Here is a 26,771-nt window from a genome sequence, read left to right on the forward strand (position 1 = left end):
GATGGTCCACCGGGCTCGCACGTCGGTCCGGCCGGTGCCGGGAACAGGTACGCGCAGCTCCCGCATCGTAGCGGTGCTCCAGGCACACGTGTCGCTCTCCCTCGATGGCCCACATGTGACTGTCCTCGCGGGCGAAGCCCGCATGTCGTTTCGGCAAAGACCTTCTCCTCCTTTCCGGTTGACGGATGGATACCTGTTAGGTTGCTCCACACACGTGTGTTCGCGTGGAAGCGTCGGCCGGACCGTGTTCCGGTGGCAGGGCCGGTCGGGGTGTCTCCGCCCGGCGCCGTCCGCGGACGCGGACGAGACCACCCGCGGACACGTCACAACAACGGCGGATGAAGGCGAGTGGAGCCGAGCATGATCGTTTCAGACGGCCGGGTGTCACGGCCGCGCCCAGGCCGCCCGCGGCGATGCCCCGCGCCGGCGACCGCGTGGTGCCCGACGGCACGGGCCGCGTGATGATCCGCCGAGCCGCGCGCAGGCAGGACGACCGGCACCCCGGAGCGGCGGCCGGCGGAGCCCCCGGCCCCACGGTGAGCACCGTGGAGGGCGTGCACCTGGTACACGACGGGGACGCTCCTCCCGCCGCGCTGCTGGAAGCCGCCGTGACACTGCGCGACGAACCCGCCGGACGGGCCACCGTCCTGGTGGCGGCCGTCCCGGGGGACGGGGAACTCGACGACTTCGCGCATCTGCTGGCTCCCCTGGTGGGCGGCCTGCGCGCCCGAGGCGTCGGCGGGCTGCGGCTGGTGATGTCCCGGGGCGCCGTCGACCGCGCCGAGGAGCCGTCACCGGCCCGGCGGTTGTGCGAGGACTGGGGCCTGGAGGTGATCGCACCGAGCGGACGGGCCCTCGTGGTCCCCGGCGGCACCCTGTTCTCACCCGACGACGAGGGCGCCCAGGGCGGCTGGTGGCACTTCGCGCCCGGGGCGGTGCCGCGCCGGCTCGGCGCCCGGCTGCCCCCGCCCGGGTGGGAGCGGCACCTGTCCCGGGTCCCCTCCGACGTGGCCGGGGATCACGTCGTACGGCAGGTACCGGCCGGCCTTCTGATCCGTCCGGCGAAGGCGCCCGCCGAGGACGCGGACGCACTGGGCTTCGCCGTCCCGGTCGACCCCGCCCGGCCCCTCGTGCTGGTCGACGCGGGGGGCGGCCCCGACATCCCCGCCGACGCCGTGGCCGACATCCTGGCGGCCATGCCCCGACCGGCCCGGCAGGCGGTGACGCTGGCGCCCGCGGACGGACGCGATCTGCTGGCCCTCGGGCAGGAGACGGCCGACGTACTGGGCCTGGACGTGCGCGTCGCCAGCGGCCTCCCCGTCCTGCTGGAGGAGGACCCGCCGGACGCCAGGGCCCGTACGGTCATCGTCGGACCGGACGGCGCCCCGGCCTGGGAGCCGTACGTGGAGAGCGTCACCTGTCTCCCGGCGCCGGCCGGGCAGACGGCACCGGAGCCGACGGTGGACGGCTGGCGTCCGCCCGTCCCCGGACTCGGGAAGGGCGCCCGGCCCGGTGTCTTCCTCCTGGACGACCGCTGGCAGACGACGTCGACCTGGTCCGGGATCTGGGTGGGACGCCACGAGGACCACCCGCCCCGCACCGCCCGATCGGCCGCCGGGGACGCGGTCACCATCGAACTGGGCGTTCCGGGCCGTGCCGTGGACGACTCCCTGTGGGACGCGCTGGAACCCTTCTTCGAGGCACTGGAGGACGACGTGCGCGAGCGCGCTGTGATCCAGGTGCACGGCAACACGGGCGCCGCCGGCCTGCGGGCGCTGCGCCGGCTGGCCGTGCGGCACGGCATGGTGCTGGCACCGCGCGGCCGGCGCACGGGCGCACCGCAGGCGCCGGCTCCGGTGCTGCCCTCCCCCCTCGCGAGGCGGGCCGCGCCGCCCGCTGCGGCCGCACCGGTCACCGAGCCGGCACCTCCGTCCCAGGCGGCGCCGATCGCCCCGCCCGTGCAGTACGTCACCACGACGGGTGGCGCGGGACCGGCCGATTACTCCCCGGCGACGGAGCCGGCGCCCGCCCCGGGCCCGGTGCCGGAACCTCCGGCCGCCGGCTCGTCCGCCGGGCACCCGGTGGCTCCGTGGGCGGTCCACGCGCAGATCCCCGGTACGGCGGACCGGCCCGCCGGTCACCGTCCGGGCCGGGAGGGCGGTCCCGAAGCCAGGGCGGCGTCCGCCGCCGCGGAGGGCTCCTCCCCTCCCCGGCCGGCCGGCGGTACGCCCGCACCCTCCGTCCCGGCCTCGCCGGAGCCCGCCGCGTTCGGCGCCGCCGTCCCCGACAGCGAGGGCACTCGGCCTGCTCCCGGCCCGTGGGACCCGCCGGGTGGTGCGGAACCGGAGCCGGCCCCCGGCCCGTGGGCTTCGTCGGAAGGTGCGCGTCCGGAGCCTGCCGGCGGCCCGTGGGACCCGCCGGGTGGTGCGGAACCGGTTCCCGGCGCCGGTCCCTGGGCCTCGTCCGGCGGTGTGCGCTCGGGTGCCGATTCCGCCCCGTGGACCCTGCCGGACGGCACCGAACCGGTACCCGTCCCACCCCCCGGCCGCGAGGCGACGCCCCTCACCGGACTCCCTTCCCCCGTGCCGTCGGGACCCGAACCCCTCGCGCCCCCGCACACCTTTACCGGCCCGGACGTGACGGGGACCCCGTCGGCAGCGCGGCCGGCGGGGGAGCGGGCCCGTGCCCAGGAGCCGGGCGATACGGCGCCGCAGGACCCGCCCCCGGCACCCCCGTCCGGGGCGACCGCTCCGCACCCGGACCGAGCCGTTCTGCACGAGGTGACCTACGTGCCCGTCCTTCCCGACCACCGCAGCAGCGCGTCCGAACGGCAGATGCTGCGGGCCCATCTGGGCCCTGACTGGGAACGGCACAGCAGCGCCGCGCACCGGGTGCTCACCGCGCTGCCCGGACTGCGCACGGCCGGTGCGCAGGACGGCGATCCGGCCGCCGACCTCGCCGCCCTGTACGCGTACCTCGGCTCCGGCCGTCCGGGCGAACGAGAGCTGGCCACGGGGCTGGCCCACCGGGACCCCGGTACGTTGGCCTACCTCGGCTGTCTCGCCTCCGGCCTGGGCAGACTGCCGTCGTTCCGGGGCGCTGCCGTGCTGACGGCCGGAGTGTTCGACGAGGCGACGCTGACGTTGCTGCCCGGCGAAGAAGTCGGCGCGGCGACACCGGTCGTCACCCAGGGCGTCGACCCCTGGTACCCCGGCCTGCCCGACGACCACTACCTCATCTGGTCGTCGACCGGCCGCCGGGCCGCCCACCCGGCGGGGCCCGGCGGCGCCGGCCCGGCGGACGTCGTGTTCGGACCGGGCAGCCGGTTCCGGGTGCTGGAGGTGCGCGAACGCGGCGAGGCGAGCGTCGTCCTGCTCCGGGAGGTGCCCGTCGGCAGCCCCCCGGGCGTCCCCGGGATGCTCGACGCCTCGGACCTCTCCGTCCTGGAGCGGCTGCGCGCGCTGGCCGACCGGCCCGCCGAACCGGTGGACGGCGCCCTCTGGCCGGCCGGCAGGCAGGGCCTCCTCGGGATCATGGCCGACCCCTCTCCCGGCCGGGCGACCCCGTGAACCACGCGTGAACTCCCGTCCCTTCCCGGCCACTTCCTTATGTGTGCCCGGGAGGCACGGGTGCCCCTGACCCTCCCAACCCAAGGAGCACGGATGTCATCGACCCCAGCGGCGTCCTCCGGCGCCGGACCGGCCCCGGCGGCCGGGGCGGCACCGGGACCGCGCCGTATCCGCCGTGCCGTGGCCCTGCCGTCCGAGGACGGTGGGACCGGCCCGTTCCGCGCGGCGGCCGCTTCGGACCGGACCTCGGCCGTCCCGGCGTCCGCGCCGGAAACAACCGTCCCGGCGTCGTCGCCGCTCGCCGGCCCCGCCGCCCGGCGCCGGTCCGTGGAACCCCCGGCCGGGCCGCCGGTGCCTGAGGCGCCCGCCCACGAGGAGGCGGACGGCCCGGCCGCCGACGGCGTACGCGGGGTGACCGCGCCGCGCAGCCGCGGTGGTGCGCAGCGGCCCGGCCGGACCGCGTCCGCAGCCCACAGGTCGGGCAAGCCGCTGCTGATGGCCGCGGCCGTCGCCGGCGCCGTGCTGGCCTCCGTACCGCTGCTGACCCACCACGGCGGCAGGACCCAGTACGAGGGCCTCGGCAGGCCGGTGCCCGTCGCCTCCGACGCCCAGGACGGTGACGGCCCGGGAACGGTCACCGACACAGGCCCCGCCGTCGAGCCCCTGCAGGACCCCGCGCAGGGCACCGCCGGCCCCGTCGTCCCGCAGCCGGCCCCTTCGGCGGCCCCGGACCGTGCGCCGACGGCGGCGGACGCGGCCGGCCCGAAGACCGGAACGGGCACCGAGCACGGACCCCGGTCCGTCCGGTCCGCCTCGCGGCAGCAGGACGACCGGGCCGGCCACACCCCCGGCCCGCTCCGCCCGCCGTCCGGCGGGTCCGCCGTCGGGCGTCCCACCGCCGACGGCGGCGGCACGGCCGCCGGTACCGAAGGGAAGAAGACGCACACCCCCGCGCACACCCCCGCGCACACCCCCGCGCCGGTGAAGCGGGACGCCGACAGGTCCCCGGTCCGGGCAGCGGCCGCGCGCACCGCGGCCGGCGCGGTCTCCGGCACCTCCGAGGCGGCGGACGACTCCCACGTGACCACGGCCGCGGCCAGGACCACCACCGCTCCGGCCAAGTCCGCGACCCCCGTGAAGGCCGCCGCCACGCCCGCGAAGACGGCGACGCCCGTCAAGGCCGCGGCCACGACGACCACCGCCAAGCGCGCCTGGGGGACCCGCGTGGTGACCGCCACCACGGTCCTCGGCCCGGGCGAGAGCATCGCGTCGGACCGCATGAAGCTCACCATGCGGACCGACGGCGACCTGGTCGTCACCGACGAGAACGGCACGGTCCGCTGGTCGTCGCACACGGCCGGCACCGGCAACCGGGCCGTCTTCCAGGACGACGGCCACCTCGTCGTCTACGCGAAGGACAACACCACCGCGTGGTCCTCCGGGACCGCCGGCAACGCCGGTGCGCAGTTGGTGATCCAGGCCGACGGCAACGTCACCATCGTGTCCGCCGGCGGTGCCGTCCTGTGGGCGGCCGGTACCCAGCACTGACCCCGGGGACACCCCGTCGTCGTCCCCGCCCGGCTGGAGCCACCGGCCGGGCGGGCCACAGCCGTCAGGAGGAAGCGACATGAGAGCGGCCGACTGGGAGGCGCTGGAGGGCCGAATCGAGGACGGGACCTTCCTCTGACCCGGCTGGTGAGGCGGACCGTCGTTCGCGGCGGCACTGGGCTGAGGCCGCGTCAAAGGGCCCGGCGCATTGAGTCATTCGACAGAAGCGCAGGCATGGCCGACCGGGCTGTACTGATGGCCGGGCCGCTGCTGAACCGCCCGCCCGCCGACCGGCAGCGGACCGGCGCGCCGCTGGTCCGGCTCCGCCGCGGCCCGCCCGCCCACTCGCCCCGGCCTGCTACGGCCTGACGAGCCGGACCCGTCCCGGTCCGAACCCCGATGGATCCACCGAAAGGAAGTCTCCTCCATGACCCGCAAGCCGATCCGTGCCATCGTCGCGGCCGCCGTGGCCGCCTGCGCCGCCGCCGGCACCGTGGTGGTCGCGCAGCCGTCCGTCGCCGGCAATCAGCACCAGCAGCAGACGGGCGGGCATGCCTGGCCGTGGAAGCTGGTCGACACCTCCCCGGACCTGGTCCGGCCCGAGGCGCTCACCGTGGACCGCTCGATCGGGCAGCGCCGTGCGGCCCTCGAAGTACGGCTGGCCCAGCAGTTGTACACCTTCTGGAACACCGGTGAGAAGAAGTACCTCGACCTGGCCGTCAGCCCGGACTTCCGGGACAACACCCTGCCGCCCGGCCGTCCGCAGGGGCCCACCGGCCCCCTGTTCGCCTCGGCTGCCTTCCGCGCCGCCGTACCCGACCTGACCTGCGAGCTGGCCGATCTGCTGGTCACCGGAGACAAGATCACTGCCCGGCTGGTCTTCCGCGGCCACTTCACCGGCATCTACAACGGTGTCCGGGGCAAGGGCCAGACGGTCGACTTCAACGCCATCGACATCCAGCACGCCGGCGCCCGGCAGATCGTCGAGGACTGGCACATCGAGGACAACCAGACCCTGTTGTCCCAGCTCGGCGTCGCCTGAACCGGCACACGGACCGGGGCCGCAGCTCCGGTCCGGTCCGCGAAAATCACTCGCGGCCGTCGGCACGGGTGGCTACGCTCATGTCCGTTCTCGCGGCCGCTGCGTGCCGCCGCTGTCCGCTGTGCGTGATCTTGGAGGTGTTGACCGATGGCTGTCGTTGCGATGGGCGCTGCCCGCATCCGGAAGTTCCCTCAGTCCACCTCCGTGGCCACCGGCTGACGACACCAGCGCGTCCGCGCGCGCCGGGGCCGCCCCTTCGAAGGGTCACCCCTTGACTCACCCCGCCACCTCCTCCACCGCTTCCTCCGTACTGACCGCCCACGGCTGGGACACCGCCTGGGCCGACGCGTTCGCCCCGTACGCCGCCCAAGGGCTGGTGCCCGGCCGGGTGATCCGGGTCGACCGGGGCCAGTGCGACGTGATCACCGCCGACGGCGTGTGCCGCGCCGACACCGCGTTCGTCACCCCGCCCGACCCGCTGCGCGTCGTCTGCACCGGCGACTGGGTCGCCGTCGACCCCGCCGGCAGCCCGCGCTACGTGCGGACCTACCTGCCGCGCCGCACCGCCTTCGTGCGGTCCACCTCCTCCCAGCGGTCCGAGGGGCAGATCCTCGCCGCCAACGTCGACCACGCCGTGGTCGCCGTCTCCCTCGCCGCCGAACTGGACCTGGCCCGCGTCGAACGGTTCCTGGCGCTGGCCTGGGAGTCCGGGGCCCAGCCCCTGGTGGTGCTCACCAAGGCCGACCTGGTGCCCGACCCGGTGACGCTGGGGCACCTCGTGCGGGACGTGGAGACCAGCGCGCCCGGCGTGCCGGTGCTCACCGTCAGCGCCACCCACGGGGAGGGCCTGGACGTCCTCGCGGCGGTCGTCGCGGGCGGCACCGCGGTGCTGCTCGGCCAGTCCGGCGCCGGCAAGTCCACCCTCGCCAACGCCCTGCTCGGCGAGGAGGTGATGGACGTCCAGGCCATTCGTGACGTGGACGGCAAGGGACGGCACACCACCACCACCCGCAACCTGCTCGCCCTGCCCGGCGGGGGAGTGCTCATCGACACCCCCGGGCTGCGGGGCGTCGGCCTGTGGGACGCTGGCGGCGGCGTCGGCCAGGTCTTCGCCGAGATCGAGGAGCTGGCCGGGGACTGCCGGTTCCACGACTGCGCCCACGAGCGCGAACCGGGCTGCGCGGTGCTGGCCGCCGTGGACTCCGGCGAGCTGCCCCAGCGGCGGCTGGAGAGCTACCGCAAGCTGCTGCGGGAGAACCAGCGCATCGTCGCCCGCACCGACGCCCGGCTCCGCGCGGAGCTGCGCAAGGAGTGGAAGCGCCGGGGCGCCGAGGGCCGGGCGGCCATGGAGATGAAGCGGGGCCGCCACCGCTGACCCGCCCTCGGCCGCCACGTCCGATTTCCGCCGGTCCCGGCCCCGGGACCGGCGGACACTGGACGATGTGAAGGACAGGACGAGAACCCCGGGGACCCGCCCCGCGACGGACTCCGCGCGGGACGACGACAGCAGGTACGAGGCCGTGCGGAGCCGGGACGGCCGGTTCGACGGCGTGTTCTTCTTCGCCGTCGAGACCACCGGCATCTACTGCCGGCCGAGCTGCCCCGCCCGCACGCCCAAGCGGCACAACGTGCGGTTCTTCCCGACGGCCGCCGCCGCGCAGGGCGCGGGCTTCCGCGCCTGCCGGCGGTGCCGCCCGGACGCCGTGCCCGGCTCGGCGGACTGGAACGCCCGCGCCGACGTGGTGGGCCGCGCCATGCGGCTGATCGGCGACGGCGTCGTGGACCGCGAGGGCGTCGCCGGGCTCGCCGCCCGGCTCGGCTACAGCGCCCGCCAGGTGCAGCGCCAGCTCACCGCCGAACTGGGCGCCGGACCGGTCGCCCTCGCCCGCGCCCAGCGGGCGCACACCGCCCGGGTGCTGCTCCAGACCACCGCGCTGCCGGTCACCGAGATCGCCTTCGCGTCCGGGTTCGCCTCGGTCCGCCAGTTCAACGACACCGTCCGCGCGGTCTACGCGGCCACCCCGACCGCGCTGCGCGCCGCCGCCCCGGTCCGCGACCGGGCCACCCCGGCCGCCGGCATCCCGCTGCGCCTCGCCCACCGCGGCCCCTACCAGGCCGGACCCGTCTTCGACCTGCTCCAGCAGGAGGCCGTCGCGGGCGTCGAGGAGGTGACCGGCCCGCCCGGCCGCCGCGTCTACCGCCGCACCCTCCGCCTGCCCTACGGCACCGGCATCGCCGCCGTCGAGGAGCGCGGCGGCGCCCCCCGGACCGGCGGCGGCGGCTGGCTGGAGGCCCGGCTGCACCTCACCGACCTGCGCGACCTGACCACCGCCGTGCAGCGGCTGCGCCGCCTGTTCGACCTGGACGCCGACCCGTACGCCGTCGACGAACGCCTCGGCGCCGACCCCCGGCTCGCCCCGCTCGTCGCCGCCCGCCCCGGCCTGCGCTCGCCCGGCGCCGCCGACCCGGAGGAACTCGCCGTCCGCGCCCTGGTGGGCCGCGCCCGCGCCGCGGAACTGGTCCAGCGGTACGGCAAGCGCCTCGACGCGCCCTGCGGCGCCCTCACCCACCTGTTCCCCGAACCGGCCGTGCTCGCCGGGGCCGAGCCCGGCGGCCGGCTCGGCGCCCTCGCCGCCGCCCTCGCCGACGGCGCCGTACGCCTGGACGCGGGCGCCGACCGGGACGACGCCGAGCACGCCCTGCTCGCCCTCGGCCTGGCCCCGGCCACCGTCGCCGCCGTCCGCACCCGCGCCCTCGGCGACCCGGACGCCGCCCCGCCCGGCACCGACCTACCCGGCACCTGGCGCCCCTGGCGCTCGTACGCCCTGAACCACCTGCGCGCAGCAGGGGAGTTGGAGTAACCGCATGTCCACCCGCACCTACTGGACCGAACTGGCCGCCCCCGTCGGCCCGCTGCTGCTGACCGCCGACCCGGACGGGGCGCTGACCTCGCTGTCCGTGCCCGGCCAGAAGGGCGGCCGGACCGTCCAGGGCGACTGGCGGGCCGACCCCGGCCCCTTCCGGGCGGCGGCCGAGCAGCTCGCCGCCTACTTCGCCGGGGAGCCCGTCGAGTTCCGGCTGCCGCTGCGCGCCGAGGGCACCGCCTTCCGCACCCGGGTCTGGGACGCCCTCGACGCCGTGCCGTACGGCACCACCACCACCTACGGCGAGATCGCCGCCCGGATCGGCGCCCCCCGGGCCGCCGTCCGCGCGGTCGGCGGGGCGATCGGCGCCAACCCGCTGCTGATCCTGCGCCCCTGCCACCGGGTGATCGGCGCCGACGGCTCGCTGACCGGATACGCGGGCGGGCTGCCCCGCAAGCTGCGGCTGCTCACCCTGGAGGGCGTCCTGCCGCCCGCGTCACCCGGCGAGGACGGCACCCAGCCAGGCCCCGGCGATCAGCAGACAGGCGAACAGCTCCGTCAGCACGCCTGAGCCGCCCGAGCGCATCGCCGTGCGCACCGCCGCCACCGCCGCCCCGTGCCGGCCCAGCCGCAGCCGCTCGGCCAGGTAGATCCCGCCCAGGAACCCCGGGACCGCGCCGATCACCGGGAGCAGCACGAAACCCAGCAGGGCGCCGCCGCCCCCGTACGCCAGCAGTCTGCCGTCGGGGCCGGGGGCGCCCCGGCGCCGGGCCGGCAGCGCCCAGCGGACCGCCCGGGAGAGCAGCAGGACCACGGTGGCGCCGACCAGCACCGCCCAGGCGGCCGGCCGGGTGTCCGTCAGCGCCCACCACAGCACCGCCGCCCACACCAGCCAGGCCCCCGGCACCCCGGGCAGCAGGACGCCGCACAGCCCGAGCAGCACCACCAGGCCGGCCAGCAGGAGGTCCAGCGCTCCCATCCCTCCAGCTTGCCGCCGTCCGGCCGGGCGCGCAGATCAGCGCTCCCGTCCTTTCGGTTTGCCGTCGTCCGGCGCGGTGCGCGGATCAGCGTTCCCGTCCTTTCGGTTTGCCGCCGTCCGGCGCGGTGCGCGGATCAGCGTTCCCGTCCTTTCGGTTTGCCGCCGTCCGGCGCGGTGCGCAGATCAGCGCTCCCGTCCCTTCCGCTTGCCGCCGTCCGGCCCGGTGCGCGGATCAGCGTTCCCGGGCCACCCAGCCGCGCTCGTAGGCGTGCCAGCCCAGTTGCAGCCGGGTGGTCACCCCGGTCAGTTCCATCAGCCGCTTCACCCGCCGCTGCACGGTCCTCAGGCCCAGGTCGAGCTGTTTGGCCACGCTCGCGTCGGTGAGCCCGGCCAGCAGCAGGGAGAGGACCTCCAGGTCGGTGGCGTCGGGTTCCTGGGGGCGCTGCTCGCTCACCCCGGCCGTCCCCAGTCGCAGCGGCAGCCCCTCCCGCCACACCTTCTCGAACAGGGCGGTCAGCAGCTCCAGCAGGCCGCTGGTGTGCACGACCAGCGCGGCGGGCTCGGCGGCCCGCGCGGTCAGCGGCACCAGCGCGAGGGTGCCGTCGGCGACCACCAGCTCGGTCGGCACCCGGTCCACCACCCGGACCTGCTCGTCCCGGCCGAGGGCGGAGGTCAGTTCCGTGATGCCGTCCGGCCGGTCCAGCACGGCCCGCTCGACCACCACCCGGTGGCGGACCCCGCGCCCGGCGGCCTGCTCCTCGGCGTCGCTCTGCATGCCGGTGACGGCGACCGGATGGCCGGTGACCAGCGCGCACACCTCCTCGGCGGCGCCCCACCGCAACTGGAGGAGGCGCTGGGCGACCGCCGCCGCGCCGGTCACCACCTCGACCAGGTCGTGCACCGCGGGCTCGGCCGCCGCCGCCCGGTACTCCTCGGCCAGCAGCGCGGCGGCCAGCTCGGCCCGCTCCAGCTCGTGCCGCTGCCGGGCCAGCAGCGCGCCCAGCGCCACCCCGGGCGGCGCCGCCACCCAGCGGCCCGGCCGCGCCGAGGACTGCGCCGCGAGACCGGTCTGCTCCAGCCTGCGCAAGGCCCGCTCGGTGTCCCGCTCGCCCAGCGACAGCTTCCGGGCCAGATCGGGCACCTCGGCGGCGCCCACCGACACCAGCGCCCGGTACGCCGACTCGTGCGGCTCCTCCAGCCCCAGCACACCCAGCATCAGACGTCGCCCCTCCCTGGACCCCGGCCCCGGGTCCGCGTCCATGGCGGGAAACGGCCACGGCGCGAACCCGCCTCGGCACATCATCGCCGGGGGCGCCCGCGCTCCGCCAAGGGCGGGCTCGTCGGCGCCGGACGGTTCTCCCGTGGGGGCGGGACCGCCCGGCGGCCGCCGGGCCGCGCCCGGTTTTTCCCCTCGCCCCGTTTCGCCGCGGCCCGCGCGGTGGACAATTGGGGGCATGAGCCAGCAGGGAGCACGTCCCAGGGGCCACGAGGACGACTGGTGGCGGCAGTTGTACGACGCCGCCGCCGACGACACCGGGCCCACGGCAGCACCCGATTCCCTGGACGACCGCTTCGCGTCGGCCGCCGGCACGGTGGACGCCCCCGGCGGCCCGGGCCCGTCCGCCGCCCCGCCGGCACCGCCCGGTGTCCCCGCGCCCCGCCGCGCCGGGACGGGACCCGCCCCGGCGCCGCCCGACCCCGGGCGGTTCGGGTTCGACCCGGCCGGGCGGCGGTCCGCGTGGCGCGCACCCTGGGAACCGCCGACCGCCGCGGACACCGGCCCCGTGACCTTCCCGACCGCGCCCCCCGTCCCGGACCCGCCCCGCCCGGCAGCCGACCCCCCGGCGCCCGAGCCCCCGGCGGGGACCGCGCCGGACGCCGCGCCCCCCGCCCCGCCGCCCGACCCGCGGGACTACGTGGGCTCCGGGCCGCCCACCTACGAGGCGGAGCCCACCGTGCTGCCCGCCGCCGACCCCGAGGCGCTCGGCGATCTCGTGCCGGACACCGTGCTGGAGGGGGCCCGGACGGGCCCGAGCACCCTGCGCGCCGCCTCCGTGCGCGGCGACTCCGCCCGGTTCCGGGGCGATCCGCGCCGCGACGCCCTGCTGACCGCCCGGTTCGGCACCGGCGAACAGGCCCTGATGCTGGTGGCGATGGCGACCGGCGCCCGCGGCACCCCCGGCGCCCACCGCGCCGCCGCCGAGCTGTGCCGGTGGATCGGCCGGTCCGTCGGCCGCAGCCACGCCCGCCTCGTCGCCGACCTGCGGGCCGCCCGCCGCGGCGACCTGAAGTCGGGCCTGCACCGTCTGACCGACCGCGGCCTCGGCCGGCTCCGCGCCGGCGCCGCCGAACAGGGCCTGGCGCCGGACGAGTACACCGCCACCGTGCGCTGTCTGCTGCTGCCCGCCGATCCGGACTGCCGCACCCGGGTCTTCTTCGGCACCGGCACCGGCGGCCTGTTCCGGCTGCGCGACGGAAGCTGGCAGGACATCGAACCGCCCGCCGCCGAGGCGTCCGGCGCCCCCGTGGCCGGCTTCGGCTCCCCGCCGGCCGAGACCCCCGAGGGCGACCGGCTCACCCTGGACCTCGGCGTCACCACCGCGCCCGGCCCCCGCTCCGAGCCCCCCGCCCCGCCCCGGGAGCCCTTCCGGTTCCGGGCCTCCGTCGCCCGCCCGGGTGATGTGCTGCTGCTGTGCACCCGGGGCCTGGCCGACCCCCTGCGCGGCGAGGCCGACCTGCGCGCGCACCTGGCCGCACGGTGGTCCGGCGGCACCCCGCCCGGCCTCGCCGGGTTCCTCGCCGACACCGGGACCCGGGTCAAGGGTTACGCCGACGACCGTACGGCCGCCGCCGTGTGGGAGGCGTGACGGCGTCCGCTGTGCCTCCATGGAACCCGGGGGATCACCAGTGGACCGAAGGGGCACCCGCACGCCATGGGCAAACAGAACGTAGCCGAGCAGTTCGTCGACACCCTCGTCCGCGCCGGCGTCCGCCGCCTCTACGGCGTCGTCGGCGACAGCCTGAACCCGGTCGTGGACGCCGTGCGCCGCCACTCCGGCATCGACTGGGTGCACGTGCGCCACGAGGAGACCGCCGCCTTCGCCGCCGGCGCCGAGGCACAGATCACCGGCAGGCTCGCCGCCTGCGCGGGCTCCTGCGGCCCCGGCAACCTCCACCTCATCAACGGCCTGTACGACGCGCACCGTTCGATGGCGCCCGTGCTGGCCCTCGCCTCGCACATCCCGTCCAGCGAGATCGGCCTGAGCTACTTCCAGGAGACCCACCCCGACCGCCTGTTCAACGAGTGCAGCCACTACTGCGAGCTGATCTCCAGCCCCCAGCAGATGCCCCGTCTGCTGGACACCGCCATCCAGCACGCGGTCGGCCGCTCCGGCGTCAGCGTCGTCGCCCTGCCCGGCGACATCGCCGGACAGCCCGCCCCCGAGCAGGCCACGGAGACCGCCCTGGTCACCTCCCGGCCGACGGTCCGCCCCGGCGACGAGGAGATCGACCGGCTGGTCCGGCTGATCGACGACGCCGACAAGGTCACCCTCTTCTGCGGCAGCGGCACGGCCGGCGCGCACGCCGAGGTGATGGAGTTCGCCGGGAAGATCAAGAGCCCGGTCGGCCACGCCCTGCGCGGCAAGGAGTGGATCCAGTACGACAACCCCTACGACGTCGGCATGAGCGGACTGCTCGGCTACGGCGCCGCCTACGAGGCCACCCACGAGTGCGACCTGCTGATCCTGCTCGGCACCGACTTCCCGTACAACGCCTTCCTGCCCGACGACGTCAAGATCGCCCAGGTCGACGTGCGGCCCGAGCACCTGGGCCGACGCTCCAAGCTGGACCTCGCGGTGTGGGGCGACGCCAAGGAGACGCTGCGCTGCCTGATCCCGCGGGTGAAGGAGAAGAAGAGCCGCAAGTTCCTGGACCGGATGCTGAAGAAGCACGCCGACGCGCTGGAGGGCGTGGTCAAGGCGTACACCCGCAAGGTGGAGAAGCACGTCCCGATCCACCCCGAGTACGTGGCGGCCGTCCTGGACGAGATGGCCGACGACGACGCGGTGTTCACCGTGGACACCGGGATGTGCAACGTCTGGGCCGCCCGCTACCTCACGCCCAACGGGCGGCGCCGGATCATCGGCTCCTTCTCGCACGGCTCGATGGCCAACGCGCTGCCCATGGCGATCGGCGCGCAGTTCACCGACCGCAAGCGGCAGGTGGTGGCGATGTCCGGGGACGGCGGCTTCAGCATGCTGATGGGCGACTTCCTCACCCTGGTCCAGTACGACCTGCCGGTGAAGATCGTGCTGTTCAACAACTCCTCGCTGGGCATGGTCGAGCTGGAGATGCTGGTCGCCGGGCTGCCCTCGCACGGCACCGCCAACACCAACCCCGACTTCGCCGCCGTCGCGCAAGCCTGCGGCGCCTACGGCGTACGGGTGGAGAAACCCAAGGACCTGCCCGGCGCGCTGAAGGCCGCGTTCAAGCACAAGGGCCCGGCCCTGGTGGACGTGGTCACCGACCCCAACGCGCTCTCCATCCCGCCGAAGATCAGCGCCGAGATGGTGACCGGGTTCGCCCTCTCCGCCTCGAAGATCGTCCTGGACGGCGGGGTCGGCCGGATGCTCCAGATGGCCCGCTCCAACCTGCGCAACGTGCCCCGGCCCTGAGCCGCCCGGGAAGCCCGCCCGCCGACGCGGTTCGGCCATTCCGGTGGCCGAACGCGCAGTCGTCGTACACCTGGCCGAGTGCCTCGGCTCTCACCGGGCATGGGTGCTCGTGAACGTGTTCGACGGGAAGGGCGACGACGGCGGCACGCGGGCGGGGGACATGGAGCGGGAGACCGCGAGGGGCACGGTGGAGGAGAAGGCCGACGACATCAGGGGAGCGGAGCCCCGGCTCAGCCGCCGGCTGGTCCGCGCCGACCTGCGGGCGGTGCCCGAGGTCCGGCGGGCGCTGCGCGAGCTGCTCCGCGATCGGGGCTGGCCGGGACGCTCGGAGGTCGCGGAGCTGCTCACCAGCGAGCTGGTGACCAACGCGCTCGTCCACACCGACCGCGACGCGATCCTGACGGCCACCGTGGGGACGCGCGCGCTGCGGGTGGAGGTGCGGGACTTCGCCGGCCGCTGGCCCCGGACCCGGCCCGCCGAGTGCCGGGACGGCACGCACGGCCGGGGGCTGGTCCTGGTGCGGTCCCTCGCGGACACCTGGGGGGTACGGGCGCACGGGGTGGGCAAGTCGGTCTGGTTCGAGCTGAACGCCGAGGGGGCGTGACCCGAAGGACACGCCCCCTCGTACGGACCGGGCGGCCGCTCAGCCGAACTGCTGCTCCAGGTCCTTCAGTTTGCGCTCCAGGGAGTCCAGCCGCGGCAGGGCCTGTGTGTCGTCCTCCGCGGTGAGGTCGACGGTCACCGGGTCACCGCCGCCGCGCACGGGCTGCAGGGACGGGCGCTGGCGCGCGGGCAACTGCTCCTTGGTGGTGGATATGGCAGGCTCCGCGGGGACCCGGTCGGCGCCGCGCTCCACGGCCTGCACCTCGACCTCGACCTGCCGGCCGCCCCGCCCGGGGAAGTGGCGGTGGCCCCGGCTGATCGCCTTGAGCTGGGCCCGCTCCATGCGCTCCTTCTCACGCCGGCGCAGCTTGGCCTCGTCCTTGCGCCGCTTGTCGTCGCGCACCTCCTCGACCGCCTCGTCCAGGCTGCGCACGCCCTCCAGGAGCATCAGCGACCAGGCGCGGTACGTCTCGCGCGGGGCGCGCAGCCAGCGGACGATACGGATCTGCGGCAGCGGACGCGGCACCAGGCCCTGCTCGCGCAGCGCGGCCCGGCGGGTCTGCTTCAGCGCCCGGTCGAACAGCACGGCCGCCGACAGGGACATGCCCGCGAAGAAGTGCGGGGCGCCCGCGTGCCCGGCGCCCCGGGGCGCGTGCACCCAGTTGAACCAGGCCGCCGCGAGGGCGAACGTCCACACCAGGATCCGGGAGCCGAGCGCCGCGTCACCGTGGCTGGCCTCGCGGACCGCGAGGACGGAGCAGAACATGGCCGCGCCGTCCAGGCCGAACGGGACCAGGTACTGCCAGCCGTCGCTCAGGCCGAGGTTCTGCTCGCCGAACCCGACCAGGCCGTGGAAGGAGAGGGCCGCGGCGACCGCGGCGCAGCAGAAGAGGAGGACGTAGGAGGCGGTGCCGTACACGGCCTCCTTGCGCCGGCGGCGCTCCTCGGCGCGCTCCCACGAGTCGTCCGCGCTCGCGTCCTTCCCCGAGGTGCGCTTGCCGCGCGCGAGCACCGCCACCGCCGCCAGCATGCCCAGGAGCAGTACGGCGCCCGGAAGCAGCCAGTTCAGCGATATGTCGGTCAGTCTCATCTAGGGGTCCCTTGCAGTGGGATAGGGCGTAACGCCCGCCATAGTGGCCCAATCCCGTCGGCCCTCAGGGGGTTTCGGGGCAAGAGGCCGCCAAGGGGGTGCGAGGGAGCGCCCTGGGCGGCGTTCTGCTCGAACTGCCGCTTGAGGGGCGGGAGTTGAGTTCGAACAAGACTACCCGTCCGGGTGGTTCCACGGAAAGTTCCTGTGACTCGTGAGGAAAGTGTGCAACCACGCATGATCTTAAGGGACGCGGGGGAGTGCTCCGGCCCGACGGTCCGTCAGCCGGCCGCGGCCAGCAGCTTGTCGACGCGGTCCGCCGCGCAGGTGCGGGGACAGGTGGCGCAGGTGTCCTCGGGGCGCAGCGTGTAGAACATGCAGCAGCTCGCCCGGTCCCGGGTGTGCAGCGGCTCGCCGTCCGGGCCCGTCAGCTCCCGGAACGCCGCCGCGCCGACGTAGGGCCGGGTCGCGCCGGGCAGCAGCAGCTCCAGCTCCTGGCGGGCCCGCTCCTGCTCGCCGAGGAGGTGGGCGACGTACCACAGGCCCTCGACGATCTCGTCGGTCGCCATGGCCCACAGGGCCCGGCCGCGCCGCCGCATCCGGGGCCCGAACCCGGCGAGCAGCGGCTCCAGGTGCTCGGCGACCGCGGCGCGCACCTCGGCCCGCAGCGCCTCCTCGTCGGCGACCACCCGGGCGCCGGGCAGCGCGGCGGCCGGGTCGCCCGGCAGACAGGCGAAACCGGCGGTCCGCACGGCCAGGTGCCCGAGCGGCAGACCCTCGGCGCGGCGGTCGTAGGCGACGTGCGTCACCGGGAAGCGGGGCACCCGGCGGTGAGTGAACCAGGGCACGGTGATCAGCAGGCAGGCCGGCCAGGCGTACCGGTGCAGTCCGAAGCCGGCGATCACGTCCGGCCGGGCGCGCTGTCCGTAGTCCCGGAGCACCTGGGCGTCGTCCCAGGCCAGGAACGCCTCCAGGGCGGTCCCGCCGTCCGCGAGCGCGGCGGCGGCCACCCAGTCGCCGCCGCCGGGCAGCGGGTCGCCGGCCGGCAGCTCGGTGACGGCGAGTCCCGGGAGGGCCTCGGTCAGGCGCGCGTAGGCGTCCGCGACGGCCGAGCGGGGGACGGACATACGGGACCACCGATCCACGTCAGTCGAACGGGCGAGTAAGAGGTAAGCCTTACCTTACCCAAGATCTCCCGGATGTGAACCGGCGGCCGGTACGCCCTAAGGTGCTTGACGGATGAGTGACAACCGGTCGTAATGACCCCAAGTACCGACACGTCGTAGGAGGACCCCGTGGAGCAGGGCGCGCAGGGCTCCTGCGGCGCGCGGACCGCCGCGCCGCGCGCGGCGCCGGACCGGGCCCGGACGGCCGGGTCCGGACGCGGGACCGCGGGGGACGCCGCCGGGGACGCCGCGCGGGGTGAGCACACCCACGGCGAGGCCGGGCCGGCCGGACCCCGGCCGCCGGTCCAGCGGTCCTCCGTGCGCGGGCAGGTCCTCGCCGCGCTGCGCGCCGCGCTGGTCGCCGGGGAGCTGCGGCCGGGCGAGGTGTACTCGGCGCCCGCGCTGGGCGAGCGGTTCGGGGTCTCCGCGACGCCGGTGCGCGAGGCGATGCAGCAGCTCGCGCAGGAGGGCGCCGTCGAGGTCGTCCCCAACCGGGGGTTCCGGGTCGTCGAGCGGGGCGCCCGGGAACTGGCCGAGCTGGCCGAGGTCCGGACGCTGATCGAGACGCCGGTGGTGCTGAGGCTGGCCCGCACGGTGCCCGCCGAGCGCTGGGCCGGGCTGCGCCCGCTGGCCGAGGCCACCGTCCGGGCCGCGTCCGCCAACTGCCGGGCGACCTACGCGGAGGCGGACCGCGCCTTCCACCGCGCGGTGCTCGCGCTGGCCGGCAACGAGCAGCTCGTCCGCATCGCCGACGACCTGCACCGCCGGGCGCAGTGGCCCCTCGTCGGCGGCCCCGCCGCCCGCGGCCGCGCCGCCCTGATCGCCGACGCCCACGACCACACCGCCCTCCTGGACGCCCTGATCGCCGGCGACCAGGAGGCGGTACGGGCCCTGCTGGAGCAGCACTTCAGGGCGGACTGAGCGCGGACGCCGAGGCCGAGCCCGCCCCCTCAGGCCGCCCCCGGTGACGGCGCCGGCGGGGTCAGGTGGGTGGCGAGCCAGGTGGGGACGCCGCCCAGGAGGCGGAAGAGGCGGCGGGCCTCGTCGCGCAGACGGGTCGCCTCCGGTTCGGGCTCCGTCTCGGCGAGCGAGACCAGCGCCGGGGCCGTACCGACGAGGTAGCCCAGCTCCTCGCGGATCCGCAGGGACTCGGCGAAGCCGTGCCGGGCCTCGGCGATCTCCCCGTCGCGCAGCGCCAGCCCGGCCAGGTGCCGCCAGGTGAACGACAGCAGCAGCGGATCGGCGTGCGCGGTGGCCCCGGCGTGCGCCCGCCGGTACGCCGCCCGCGCGGCCTGCGGGGAGCGGGTGAGGTTCTCCGCGAGCAGACCGCGCCGGAAGTCCAGCAGCGCCCGCCGCGGCGCCCCCGGCGCGATCAGCGCCGCCGCCCGGCCCAGCGCCGCCCGCGCCTCGTCGGCCCGGTCCCGCACCCCGTGCAGGGTGGCCGCGTAGGCGAGCTGCCCGCGTTCGCAGGCGGCGGCCCCGCGCTCCTCGTCGCCGTGCGCGAGCGCCTCGGCGGTGCGCAGCGCGTCCTCGGCCTCCTCCCAGCCCTGCTCGGTGTAGAGGCACCGCTCCACCAGCAGCGCGGCCCGCTGGAGCGCGGCGGGCGCGGTGTCCGGCCGCAGCAGGGCGGCCGCGTCGGCCCAGCAGGCGCGCGAACGCAGCCGCCATATCGCGGTCTGGAGCGGATCGTCACTTGCGGTGGTTCCCGTACCAGACATGGCGGGGTGCGCCACGTTGCCCTCCCTAGCACGCCGTCGAGCCCGAGTGGTGAGCGCATCCCAGCACGGAACGCCCGGCGCGGCCAAGAGGGTGGGTGAAAGAATTCACAAAGTCGTGGGACACGGGCCACGCGGGTGGGCCCGCCGCGGGGTCAGCTCATCCGCAGCGCCAGGAAGAAATCCAGCTTGTCCTCCAGCTTCGCCAGGTCCCGCCCCGTCAACTGCTCGATCCGCCCGACCCGGTAGCGCAGCGTGTTGACGTGCAGGTGCAGCCGGGCCGCGCAGCGGGTCCAGGAGCCGTCGCAGTCGAGGAACGCCTCCAGCGTCGGTATCAGCTCCGCGCGGTGCCGCCGGTCGTACTCCCGCAACGGGTCCAGCAGCCGGGCGGTGAAGGCGCGGCGCACGTCGTCGGGGACGAACGGCAGCAGCAGGACGTGCGAGGCGAGTTCCTGGTGGCCGGCCGCGCAGACCCGGCCGGGGCGGGCCGCGGCCACCCGGCGGGCGTGCCGCGCCTCCTCCAGCGCGCCGCGCAGCCCCTCCGCCGAGTGCACGGCCGCGCTGACGCCGACCGTGATCCGCCCGTCGCCGTCCAGCCCGGCCGACAGCGGCTCCCGTACCGCCTCCAGCAGCGCCTCGGCGACGACGCCCGCCCCGCCGCCGTCCGGCTCGCCCGCGACCGCCGGCAGCGGCACCAGCGCGACGGCCTCGCCGCCGGCCTGCGCCACCGCGATGCGGTCGGAGTGCTCGGGCCCGGTCGCCCGGGGGTCGACCAGGACCTCCTCCAGCAGGGTCTGGGCGGTCCGGCCGGGGTCCGGCGCCCCGTCCTCCCGGTCCGCCCACTCCACGCTGGCCACCACCACCTGCCAGTGCGGGGCGGCGCCCAGGCCGGGCAGCAGCACCGGCGCCGCCACCCGCAGCCGGGCCGCGATCTCGGCGGGCGCCGCGCCCGACTGCACCAGCTCCAGCACCTCCTGCGCCAGCCGCCGGCGCACCGTGCGGGCCGCGTCCCGGCGGTCCCGCTCGACCGCGATCAACTGCGTGACGCCGTACAGCAGGTCCAGCCGTTCCTCCGCCCAGTCCCCGGCGTCCGCCTCGACCGCCAGCAGCCAGTCCGACAGCACCGTCTCCCGTACGTCCCGCGCCGCCCGCGCGCCCTGCGGGTCCCGGCCGCCGCCGCGCACCGGGAAGAGGCTGTACACCGTCCCGGCCAGGGTCACCCGGTGCGGCGCCCGCCGGCCCGCGCGGGTGGCGGCCAGGTGCTCCGCCGCCAGCTTGGCGCACACCTCGGGGGCCGGCGCCGGGCCCGCCACCTTCGAGGCGGCCACGGTCCGCCCGGCCGGCGACAGCACCCACGCCCGCAGGTCCAGATCGGTGCCGAGCAGGTCCAGGACGACGTCCGGGCCGCCGCCCGCCGGTCCGGAGGTCATCATCCGGCGGTGCCGGTCCACGACGGCCGCCAGGTCCCCGGCCCGCTCGCCGGAGACCTGCCGCACCACGTGCTCGGTGATCGTCGCGAACGCCACCGACTCGTGCACCGCGAACAGCGGCAGCCGATGCCGGGCGCACGCCACCACCAGGTCCTCGGGCACCTCGCCCAGCTCCGCCTCACCGGCGGCCAGCGCGGCCACCCCCGCCTGCACCAGGATCCGTACGAACGGCTCGGAGTCGGCGGCGTCGCGGCGCCAGGCCAGACCGGTCAGCACCAGCTCCCCGCCGGAGAGGTAGCGGCTGGGGTCGCGCAGGTCGGTGGTCATCACCCCGCGCACGGCGCGGTCCAGCTCGGCCTCGCCGCCGAGCAGTCTCAGGCCCAGCGCGTCCGTGTCCAGCAGTGCGCGCAGCCGCATTCTCGTCGCCGCCGTTCTCTGTCTCGAAGCGTGTTCCGGGGCACGCGGCCGGGTCGCGCGTTTCCACCGGAAATCGAAGAGGTTACCGAAAACCTCCGTTCATACGAATCTACAAGACGATCGCGCTGGCCAGCCAACTCCTTCATGGTTTCTGCGACTGACCCCGGTGGAGCACAGCGCTGTGTACTGACTCCGCTCAGCGTGAACAGCACATGAACGAGCCGGGACCGCCGCACACGGATTGGCTCAATCCCCACGCCCCACGAGACGAAGAAGAGAGCCGGTCATGGACTTCCTTCGCCCCGCCAGTTGGGAGGAGGCGCTCGCCGCGAAGGCCGAGCACCCCACCGCTGTGCCGATCGCGGGCGGCACCGACGTGATGGTCGAGATCAACTTCGACCACCGCCGGCCCGAGTACCTCATGGACCTCAACCGCGTCGGCGAACTGGCCGAGTGGGAGGTCGGCGAGGAGACGGTACGGCTCGGTGCCTCCGTGCCCTACACCCGGATCATGGACCACCTGCGCGCCGAACTGCCGGGGCTCGCCCTGGCCGCGCACACCGTCGCCTCCCCGCAGATCCGCAACCGCGGCGGCGTCGGCGGCAACCTCGGCACCGCCTCCCCGGCCGGCGACGCCCACCCGGCGCTGCTCGCCGCCGGCGCCGAGGTCGAGGTCGTCTCGGTGCGCGGCACCCGCATGATCCCCGTCGACGCCTTCTACACCGGCGTCAAGCGCAACGCGCTCGCGCCCGACGAGCTGATCCGCGCCGTGCACATCCGCAAGGCGGACGGACCGCAGCAGTTCGCCAAGGTCGGCACCCGCAACGCCATGGTGATCGCGGTCTGCGCGTTCGGCCTGGCCCTGCACCCGGAGACCCGGACGGTGCGCACCGGCATCGGGTCCGCCGCGCCGACGCCGGTGCGGGCCACGGCCGCCGAGGAGTTCCTGAACGCGGCCCTGGAGGAGGGCGGCTTCTGGGACAGCGGCAAGGTCGTCACCCCCTCCGTCGCCAAGCGATTCGCCCAGCTCTGCTCGGCCGCCTGCAACCCGATCGACGACGTCCGGGGCACCGCGAGCTACCGCCGCCACGCCATCGGCGTGCTGGCCCGCCGGACACTGACCTGGACCTGGGAGTCGTACCGCACCGCCGAACGAAAGGGAGGCGTCGCCTGATGCGCGTCAACTTCACCGTCAACGGACGTCCCCAGGAGGCCGACGACGTGTGGGAGGGCGAGTCCCTCCTGTACGTGCTGCGCGAGCGGCTCGGCCTGCCCGGCTCCAAGAACGCCTGCGAGCAGGGCGAGTGCGGCTCCTGCACGGTCCGCCTGGACGGCGTGCCGGTCTGCTCCTGCCTGGTCGCCGCCGGGCAGGCCGAGGGCCGCGAGGTCGTCACCGTCGAGGGACTGGCCGAGTACGCCCGGGAACGGGCCGGCGGCACCCCCGCGCAGGACAGCGGGCTCGCCCCGATCCAGCAGGCGTTCCTCGACGCCGGCGCCGTCCAGTGCGGCTTCTGCACGCCCGGCCTGCTGGTCGCCGCCGACGAGATGCTGGAGCGCAACCCCACCCCGAGCGACGCGGACATCCGCGAGGCGCTGTCGGGCAACCTGTGCCGCTGCACGGGCTACGAGAAGATCATGGACGCGGTGCGCCTGGCCGCCGCCCGCCAGTCCGAGGGGGTCTGACCATGGCAGCCAACGGCGCACCCACCAAGCTCACCCAGGGCGCCCCGGCCAAGGGCGGCATCGGCGAGTCCACGCTCCGCCCGGACGGCACGCTCAAGGTCACCGGCGAGTTCGCGTACTCCTCCGACATGTGGCACGAGGACATGCTCTGGGGCCAGATCCTGCGCTCCACCGTCGCGCACGCCGAGATCGTCTCCATCGACACCGCCGAGGCGCTCGCGCTGCCCGGCGTGTACGCGGTCATGACCTACGACGACCTGCCGACCGACGTACGCCACTACGGCCTGGAGATCCAGGACACCCCGGTCCTCGCCCACGGCAAGGTCCGCCACCACGGCGAGCCGGTCGCCATCGTCGCCGCCGACCACCCCGAGACCGCCCGCCGCGCCGCCGCGAAGATCAAGGTCGAGTACCGGGAGCTGCCCCTGGTCACCGACGAGGCGTCCGCGACCGCCCCCGACGCGGTCCTCGTCCACGAGCACCGCACCGACCACCACATCCACCACGTCCCGCACCCCAACATCGTCCACCGCCAGCCCATCGTGCGCGGCGACGCCGAGGCGGCGGCCCGCCGGGCCGACGTGATCGTCCGGGGCGAGTACACCTTCGGCATGCAGGACCAGGCGTTCCTCGGCCCGGAGTCCGGGCTCGCCGTGCCCGAGGAGGACGGCGGCGTCCACCTCTACATCGCCACCCAGTGGCTCCACTCCGACCTGCGCCAGATGGCGCCCGTGCTCGGCCTGCCCGAGGACAAGGTGCGCATGACGCTCTCCGGCGTCGGCGGCGCGTTCGGCGGGCGCGAGGACCTGTCCATGCAGATCCACGCCTGTCTGCTGGCACTGCGCACCGGCAAGCCGGTCAAGATCGTCTACAACCGGTTCGAGTCCTTCTTCGGCCACGTCCACCGCCACCCCGCCAAGCTCTCCTACGAGCACGGCGCCACCCGCGACGGCAAGCTGACCCACGTCAAGTGCCGGATCGTCCTGGACGGCGGCGCGTACGCCTCCGCCTCCCCGGCGGTGGTCGGCAACGCCTCCTCGCTCGGCGTCGGACCGTACGCCGTCGACCACGTCGACATCGAGGCGATCGCCCTCTACACCAACAACCCGCCGTGCGGCGCGATGCGCGGCTTCGGCGCGGTCCAGGCGTGCTTCGCCTACGAGGCGCAGATGGACAAGGTGGCCCGGGAACTGGGCCTGGACCCGGTGGAGTTCCGCCAGCGCAACGCCATGGAACAGGGCACGCTCATGCCCACCGGGCAGCCCGTCGACTCGCCCGCGCCGGTCGCCGAGCTGCTGCGCCGGGTCAAGGCGATGCCGATGCCGCCCGAGCGCCAGTGGGAGTCCAGCGAGGGCGCGGACGTACGCCAGTTGCCCGGCGGCCTGTCCAACACCACGCACGGCGAGGGCGTCGTGCGCGGGGTCGGGTACGCGGTCGGCATCAAGAACGTCGGGTTCTCCGAGGGCTTCGACGACTACTCCACCGCGCGGGTGCGCCTGGAGGTGGCCGGCGGGGAGCCGGTGGCCACCGTGCACACCGCGATGGCCGAGGTCGGCCAGGGCGGCGTCACCGTGCACGCCCAGATCGCCCGCACCGAGCTGGGCGTCGCCCAGGTCACCATCCACCCGGCCGACACGGCGGTGGGCAGCGCCGGGTCGACCTCGGCCTCCCGGCAGACGTACGTCACCGGCGGCGCGGTGAAGCACGCCTGCGAGCTGGTGCGGGAGCGGGTGCTGGAGATCGGGCGCCGCAGGTTCGGCTCCTACCACCCGGCCTGGGCCACCGCCGAACTCCTGCTGGAGGGCGGCAAGGTGGTCACCGACGGCGGCGAGGTGCTCGCCGACCTGGTGGACGTCCTGGAGGGCGAGGCCGTCGAGGTCGAGAGGGAGTGGCGGCACCGGCCGACCGAGCCCTTCGACCCGCGCACCGGCCAGGGCAACGGGCACGTGCAGTACTCCTTCGCGGCGCACCGCGCGGTGGTCGAGGTCGACACCGAACTCGGCCTGGTCAAGGTGATCGAACTGGCCTGCGCGCAGGACGTCGGCAAGGCGCTCAACCCGCTCTCCGTGGTCGGCCAGATCCAGGGCGGCACCACGCAGGGGCTGGGCATCGCCGTGATGGAGGAGATCGTCGTCGACCCGAAGACGGCGAAGGTGCGCAACCCGTCCTTCACGGACTACCTCATCCCCACCATCCTCGACACCCCGACCATCCCGGTCGACGTGCTCGAACTCGCCGACGACCACGCCCCGTACGGGCTGCGCGGCATCGGCGAGGCCCCCACCCTGTCCTCCACCCCGGCGGTCCTCGCGGCCATCCGCGACGCGACGGGCCTGCCGCTGGACCGCACCCCGGTCCGGCCGGAGCACCTCACCGGCACGAACTGATCCCGGTCCAGGGGGCTGCCGCCCCCTGGACCCCGCTCTGTCCGCCTCGGGCCGTCCCCCGGGTCGCGCAATCCCGAATCCCGTGACCATCCAGGTCACGGGTGCCCCTGTGAACCTTGGGAGACGGCACCATGACCCAGCAGTCAGTGGAGCCCACGACCACCGCCGAGGACGCGGGCGCGGGTTCCCGCGTGCCGGCCGGCCGGTCGTGGCTCGACCGCTACTTCCACATATCCCGGCGGGGATCCACCGTGGCGCGCGAAGTGCGCGGCGGCGTCACCACCTTCATGGCGATGGCGTACATCCTCCTGCTCAATCCCCTGATCCTGTCCGGCGAGGACGCCGCCGGGAACACCCTCGCCGCCCAGGCCCTGATCACCGCCACCGCGTCCGCCGCCGCCCTGAGCACCCTGCTGATGGGCTTCGTCGGCAAGGTGCCGCTCGCGCTCGCCGCCGGTCTGTCCGTCTCCGGCGTCCTCGCCTCGCAGGTCGTCCCCGAGATGACCTGGCCGCAGGCGATGGGCATGTGCGTGGTCTACGGCGTGGTGATCATGCTTCTGGTGGTCACCGGCCTCCGCGAAATGATCATGAACGCGATCCCGCTCGCCCTCAAGCACGGCATCACCATGGGCATCGGCCTGTTCATCGCGCTCATCGGCCTGTACAAGTCCGGCTTCGTCCACCAGGGCGAGGCCACCCCGCTCACCCTCGGCCCGGCGGGCGAACTCGCCGGCTGGCCGGTGCTGCTGTTCTGCGGCACCCTCCTGCTGATCTTCATGCTCCAGGCCCGGAACGTCCCCGGCGCCATCCTCATCGGCATCGTGGCCGGCACCGCCGTCGCCGCCCTGCTGAACGCGGCCGGGGTGGTCGACGCCCGGCAGTGGGCGGGCGGGGCCCCGGAGCTGCACGGCGGCGCGGTCTCCCTGCCCGACTTCTCGCTCTTCGGCGAGGTCGGGTTCGGGGGCTGGGGCGAGGTCGGCGCGATGACCGTCGGCATGATCGTGTTCACCCTGGTGCTCGCCGGGTTCTTCGACGCGATGGCGACCATCATCGGCGTCGGCACCGAGGCGGAACTGGCCGACGACAAGGGCCGGATGCCGGGCCTGTCGAAGGCGCTGTTCATCGACGGCGCGGGCGGCGCGATCGGCGGCGTGACCGGCGGCAGCGGCCAGACCGTGTTCATCGAGTCGGCCACCGGCGTCGGCGAGGGCGCCCGGACCGGGCTCGCCTCGGTGGTGACCGGCGCCTTCTTCGCGGCCTGCCTGTTCTTCACGCCGCTGACCGCGCTCGTCCCGCAGGAGGTCGCCTCGGCGGCGCTGGTGGTGATCGGCGCGATGATGCTGATGAACGCCCGGCACGTGGACTGGGCGGACCGGGCGACCGCGATCCCGGTCTTCCTGACCGTGGTGCTGATGCCGTTCACGTACACCATCACCACCGGCGTCGCGGCCGGCGTCATCGCCTACACGGCGATCAAGGCCGCGCAGGGCAGGTTCCGGGAGATCGGCCCCTTCATGTGGGTGCTGACCGCCGTCTTCCTCGTGTACTTCGCCCTGCACCCGATCGAGAGCTGGCTGGGCGTGCGGTAGCCGCCCCGCCGGGGAA

General features: G+C 75.4%; 21 protein-coding genes. 15 read left to right on the top strand and 6 right to left on the bottom strand.

Annotation, left to right across the window (positions count from 1 at the left end; translation table 11 throughout):
• Positions 1-554: 554 nt before the first annotated feature.
• From IE316_RS27975 to IE316_RS28000, 7 genes are all read left to right on the top strand, one after another.
• Positions 555-3,569, top strand: coding sequence for a hypothetical protein (locus tag IE316_RS27975; protein WP_190207294.1), 3,015 nt, complete (start codon positions 555-557; stop codon positions 3,567-3,569).
• 93 nt (positions 3,570-3,662) lie between these two features.
• Positions 3,663-5,117 carry a hypothetical protein gene (locus IE316_RS35670; protein WP_229910583.1) on the top strand — a complete coding sequence of 485 codons (1,455 nt, stop codon included), beginning with the start codon at positions 3,663-3,665 and terminating at the stop codon, positions 5,115-5,117.
• Between the two features lie 234 nt (positions 5,118-5,351).
• Complete coding sequence (locus IE316_RS36025) at positions 5,352-5,486, top strand: hypothetical protein (RefSeq protein ID WP_268257655.1); 135 nt, start codon at positions 5,352-5,354, stop codon at positions 5,484-5,486.
• A gap of 58 nt (positions 5,487-5,544) precedes the next feature.
• The gene (locus tag IE316_RS27985; RefSeq protein ID WP_190207295.1) at positions 5,545-6,159 is read left to right on the top strand and encodes an ester cyclase; all 615 of its coding nucleotides are present in this window, start codon (positions 5,545-5,547) and stop codon (positions 6,157-6,159) included.
• Between the two features lie 271 nt (positions 6,160-6,430).
• Positions 6,431-7,534: a ribosome small subunit-dependent GTPase A gene (gene rsgA, locus IE316_RS27990; protein ID WP_190207296.1), complete on the top strand. Its 1,104-nt coding sequence runs from the start codon at positions 6,431-6,433 to the stop codon at positions 7,532-7,534.
• A gap of 67 nt (positions 7,535-7,601) precedes the next feature.
• On the top strand, positions 7,602-9,020 hold the full coding sequence (locus tag IE316_RS27995; protein WP_190207297.1) for a bifunctional transcriptional activator/DNA repair enzyme AdaA: 1,419 nt from the start codon (positions 7,602-7,604) through the stop codon (positions 9,018-9,020).
• Between the two features lie 4 nt (positions 9,021-9,024).
• Positions 9,025-9,594: a methylated-DNA--[protein]-cysteine S-methyltransferase gene (locus tag IE316_RS28000; protein WP_190207298.1), complete on the top strand. Its 570-nt coding sequence runs from the start codon at positions 9,025-9,027 to the stop codon at positions 9,592-9,594.
• On the opposite strand, the gene IE316_RS28005 is transcribed toward IE316_RS28000, so the two are convergent.
• The gene (locus tag IE316_RS28005) at positions 9,520-10,002 is read right to left on the bottom strand and encodes a DUF456 domain-containing protein (protein WP_190207299.1); all 483 of its coding nucleotides are present in this window, start codon (positions 10,000-10,002) and stop codon (positions 9,520-9,522) included. The two genes, IE316_RS28000 and IE316_RS28005, sit on opposite strands and share 75 nt — an antisense overlap.
• A 232-nt stretch (positions 10,003-10,234) precedes the next feature.
• The gene (locus IE316_RS28010; protein ID WP_190207300.1) at positions 10,235-11,218 is read right to left on the bottom strand and encodes a helix-turn-helix domain-containing protein; all 984 of its coding nucleotides are present in this window, start codon (positions 11,216-11,218) and stop codon (positions 10,235-10,237) included.
• 238 nt (positions 11,219-11,456) lie between these two features.
• On the opposite strand from IE316_RS28010, the gene IE316_RS28015 reads away from it, so the two are divergent.
• The 3 genes from IE316_RS28015 to IE316_RS28025 all read left to right on the top strand — a co-directional run bounded on the left by IE316_RS28015 (position 11,457) and on the right by IE316_RS28025 (position 15,282).
• A complete protein-coding gene (locus IE316_RS28015; protein ID WP_190207301.1) occupies positions 11,457-12,869 on the top strand; it encodes a protein phosphatase 2C domain-containing protein in 1,413 nt (470 codons plus the stop codon).
• 66 nt (positions 12,870-12,935) lie between these two features.
• Entirely contained in the window at positions 12,936-14,678 is a 1,743-nt protein-coding gene (locus tag IE316_RS28020; protein WP_190207302.1) for a pyruvate dehydrogenase, read from the top strand.
• A gap of 187 nt (positions 14,679-14,865) precedes the next feature.
• Positions 14,866-15,282: an ATP-binding protein gene (locus tag IE316_RS28025; protein ID WP_373311334.1), complete on the top strand. Its 417-nt coding sequence runs from the start codon at positions 14,866-14,868 to the stop codon at positions 15,280-15,282.
• Positions 15,283-15,321: 39 nt separating this feature from the next.
• Here IE316_RS28025 and IE316_RS28030 read toward each other — a convergent pair whose 3' ends face one another.
• Together IE316_RS28030 and IE316_RS28035 are read right to left on the bottom strand one after the other, a co-directional pair.
• Complete coding sequence (locus tag IE316_RS28030) at positions 15,322-16,371, bottom strand: DUF2637 domain-containing protein (protein WP_190207303.1); 1,050 nt, start codon at positions 16,369-16,371, stop codon at positions 15,322-15,324.
• Positions 16,372-16,649: 278 nt separating this feature from the next.
• Complete coding sequence (locus IE316_RS28035) at positions 16,650-17,495, bottom strand: (2Fe-2S)-binding protein (RefSeq protein WP_190207304.1); 846 nt, start codon at positions 17,493-17,495, stop codon at positions 16,650-16,652.
• A 168-nt stretch (positions 17,496-17,663) separates the two neighbouring features.
• Here IE316_RS28035 and IE316_RS28040 point away from each other — a divergent pair, with 168 nt between their 5' ends.
• Entirely contained in the window at positions 17,664-18,455 is a 792-nt protein-coding gene (locus IE316_RS28040; RefSeq protein ID WP_190207305.1) for a GntR family transcriptional regulator, read from the top strand.
• A 29-nt stretch (positions 18,456-18,484) separates the two neighbouring features.
• On the opposite strand, the gene IE316_RS28045 is transcribed toward IE316_RS28040, so the two are convergent.
• Both IE316_RS28045 and IE316_RS28050 read right to left on the bottom strand, forming a co-directional pair.
• The gene (locus IE316_RS28045; protein WP_190207422.1) at positions 18,485-19,252 is read right to left on the bottom strand and encodes a hypothetical protein; all 768 of its coding nucleotides are present in this window, start codon (positions 19,250-19,252) and stop codon (positions 18,485-18,487) included.
• Positions 19,253-19,404: 152 nt separating this feature from the next.
• A complete protein-coding gene (locus IE316_RS28050) occupies positions 19,405-21,096 on the bottom strand; it encodes a PucR family transcriptional regulator (protein WP_190207306.1) in 1,692 nt (563 codons plus the stop codon).
• Between the two features lie 286 nt (positions 21,097-21,382).
• Here IE316_RS28050 and IE316_RS28055 point away from each other — a divergent pair, with 286 nt between their 5' ends.
• The 4 genes from IE316_RS28055 (at position 21,383) to IE316_RS28070 (ending at position 26,755) form a co-directional block, all read left to right on the top strand.
• The gene (locus tag IE316_RS28055; protein ID WP_190207307.1) at positions 21,383-22,270 is read left to right on the top strand and encodes an FAD binding domain-containing protein; all 888 of its coding nucleotides are present in this window, start codon (positions 21,383-21,385) and stop codon (positions 22,268-22,270) included.
• Positions 22,270-22,779, top strand: a complete 510-nt coding sequence (locus IE316_RS28060; RefSeq protein ID WP_190207308.1) for a (2Fe-2S)-binding protein — start codon at positions 22,270-22,272, stop codon at positions 22,777-22,779. Before IE316_RS28055 ends, IE316_RS28060 begins: the two co-directional genes overlap by 1 nt.
• Before the next feature lie 2 nt (positions 22,780-22,781).
• Positions 22,782-25,166 carry a xanthine dehydrogenase family protein molybdopterin-binding subunit gene (locus tag IE316_RS28065; protein WP_190207309.1) on the top strand — a complete coding sequence of 795 codons (2,385 nt, stop codon included), beginning with the start codon at positions 22,782-22,784 and terminating at the stop codon, positions 25,164-25,166.
• Positions 25,167-25,297: 131 nt separating this feature from the next.
• On the top strand, positions 25,298-26,755 hold the full coding sequence (locus IE316_RS28070) for an NCS2 family permease (RefSeq protein WP_190207310.1): 1,458 nt from the start codon (positions 25,298-25,300) through the stop codon (positions 26,753-26,755).
• The last annotated feature ends 16 nt before the right edge of the window (positions 26,756-26,771 follow it).

It is taken from the genome of Streptomyces fumanus (genome assembly GCF_014655295.1).
Classification (GTDB): domain Bacteria; phylum Actinomycetota; class Actinomycetes; order Streptomycetales; family Streptomycetaceae; genus Streptomyces; species Streptomyces fumanus.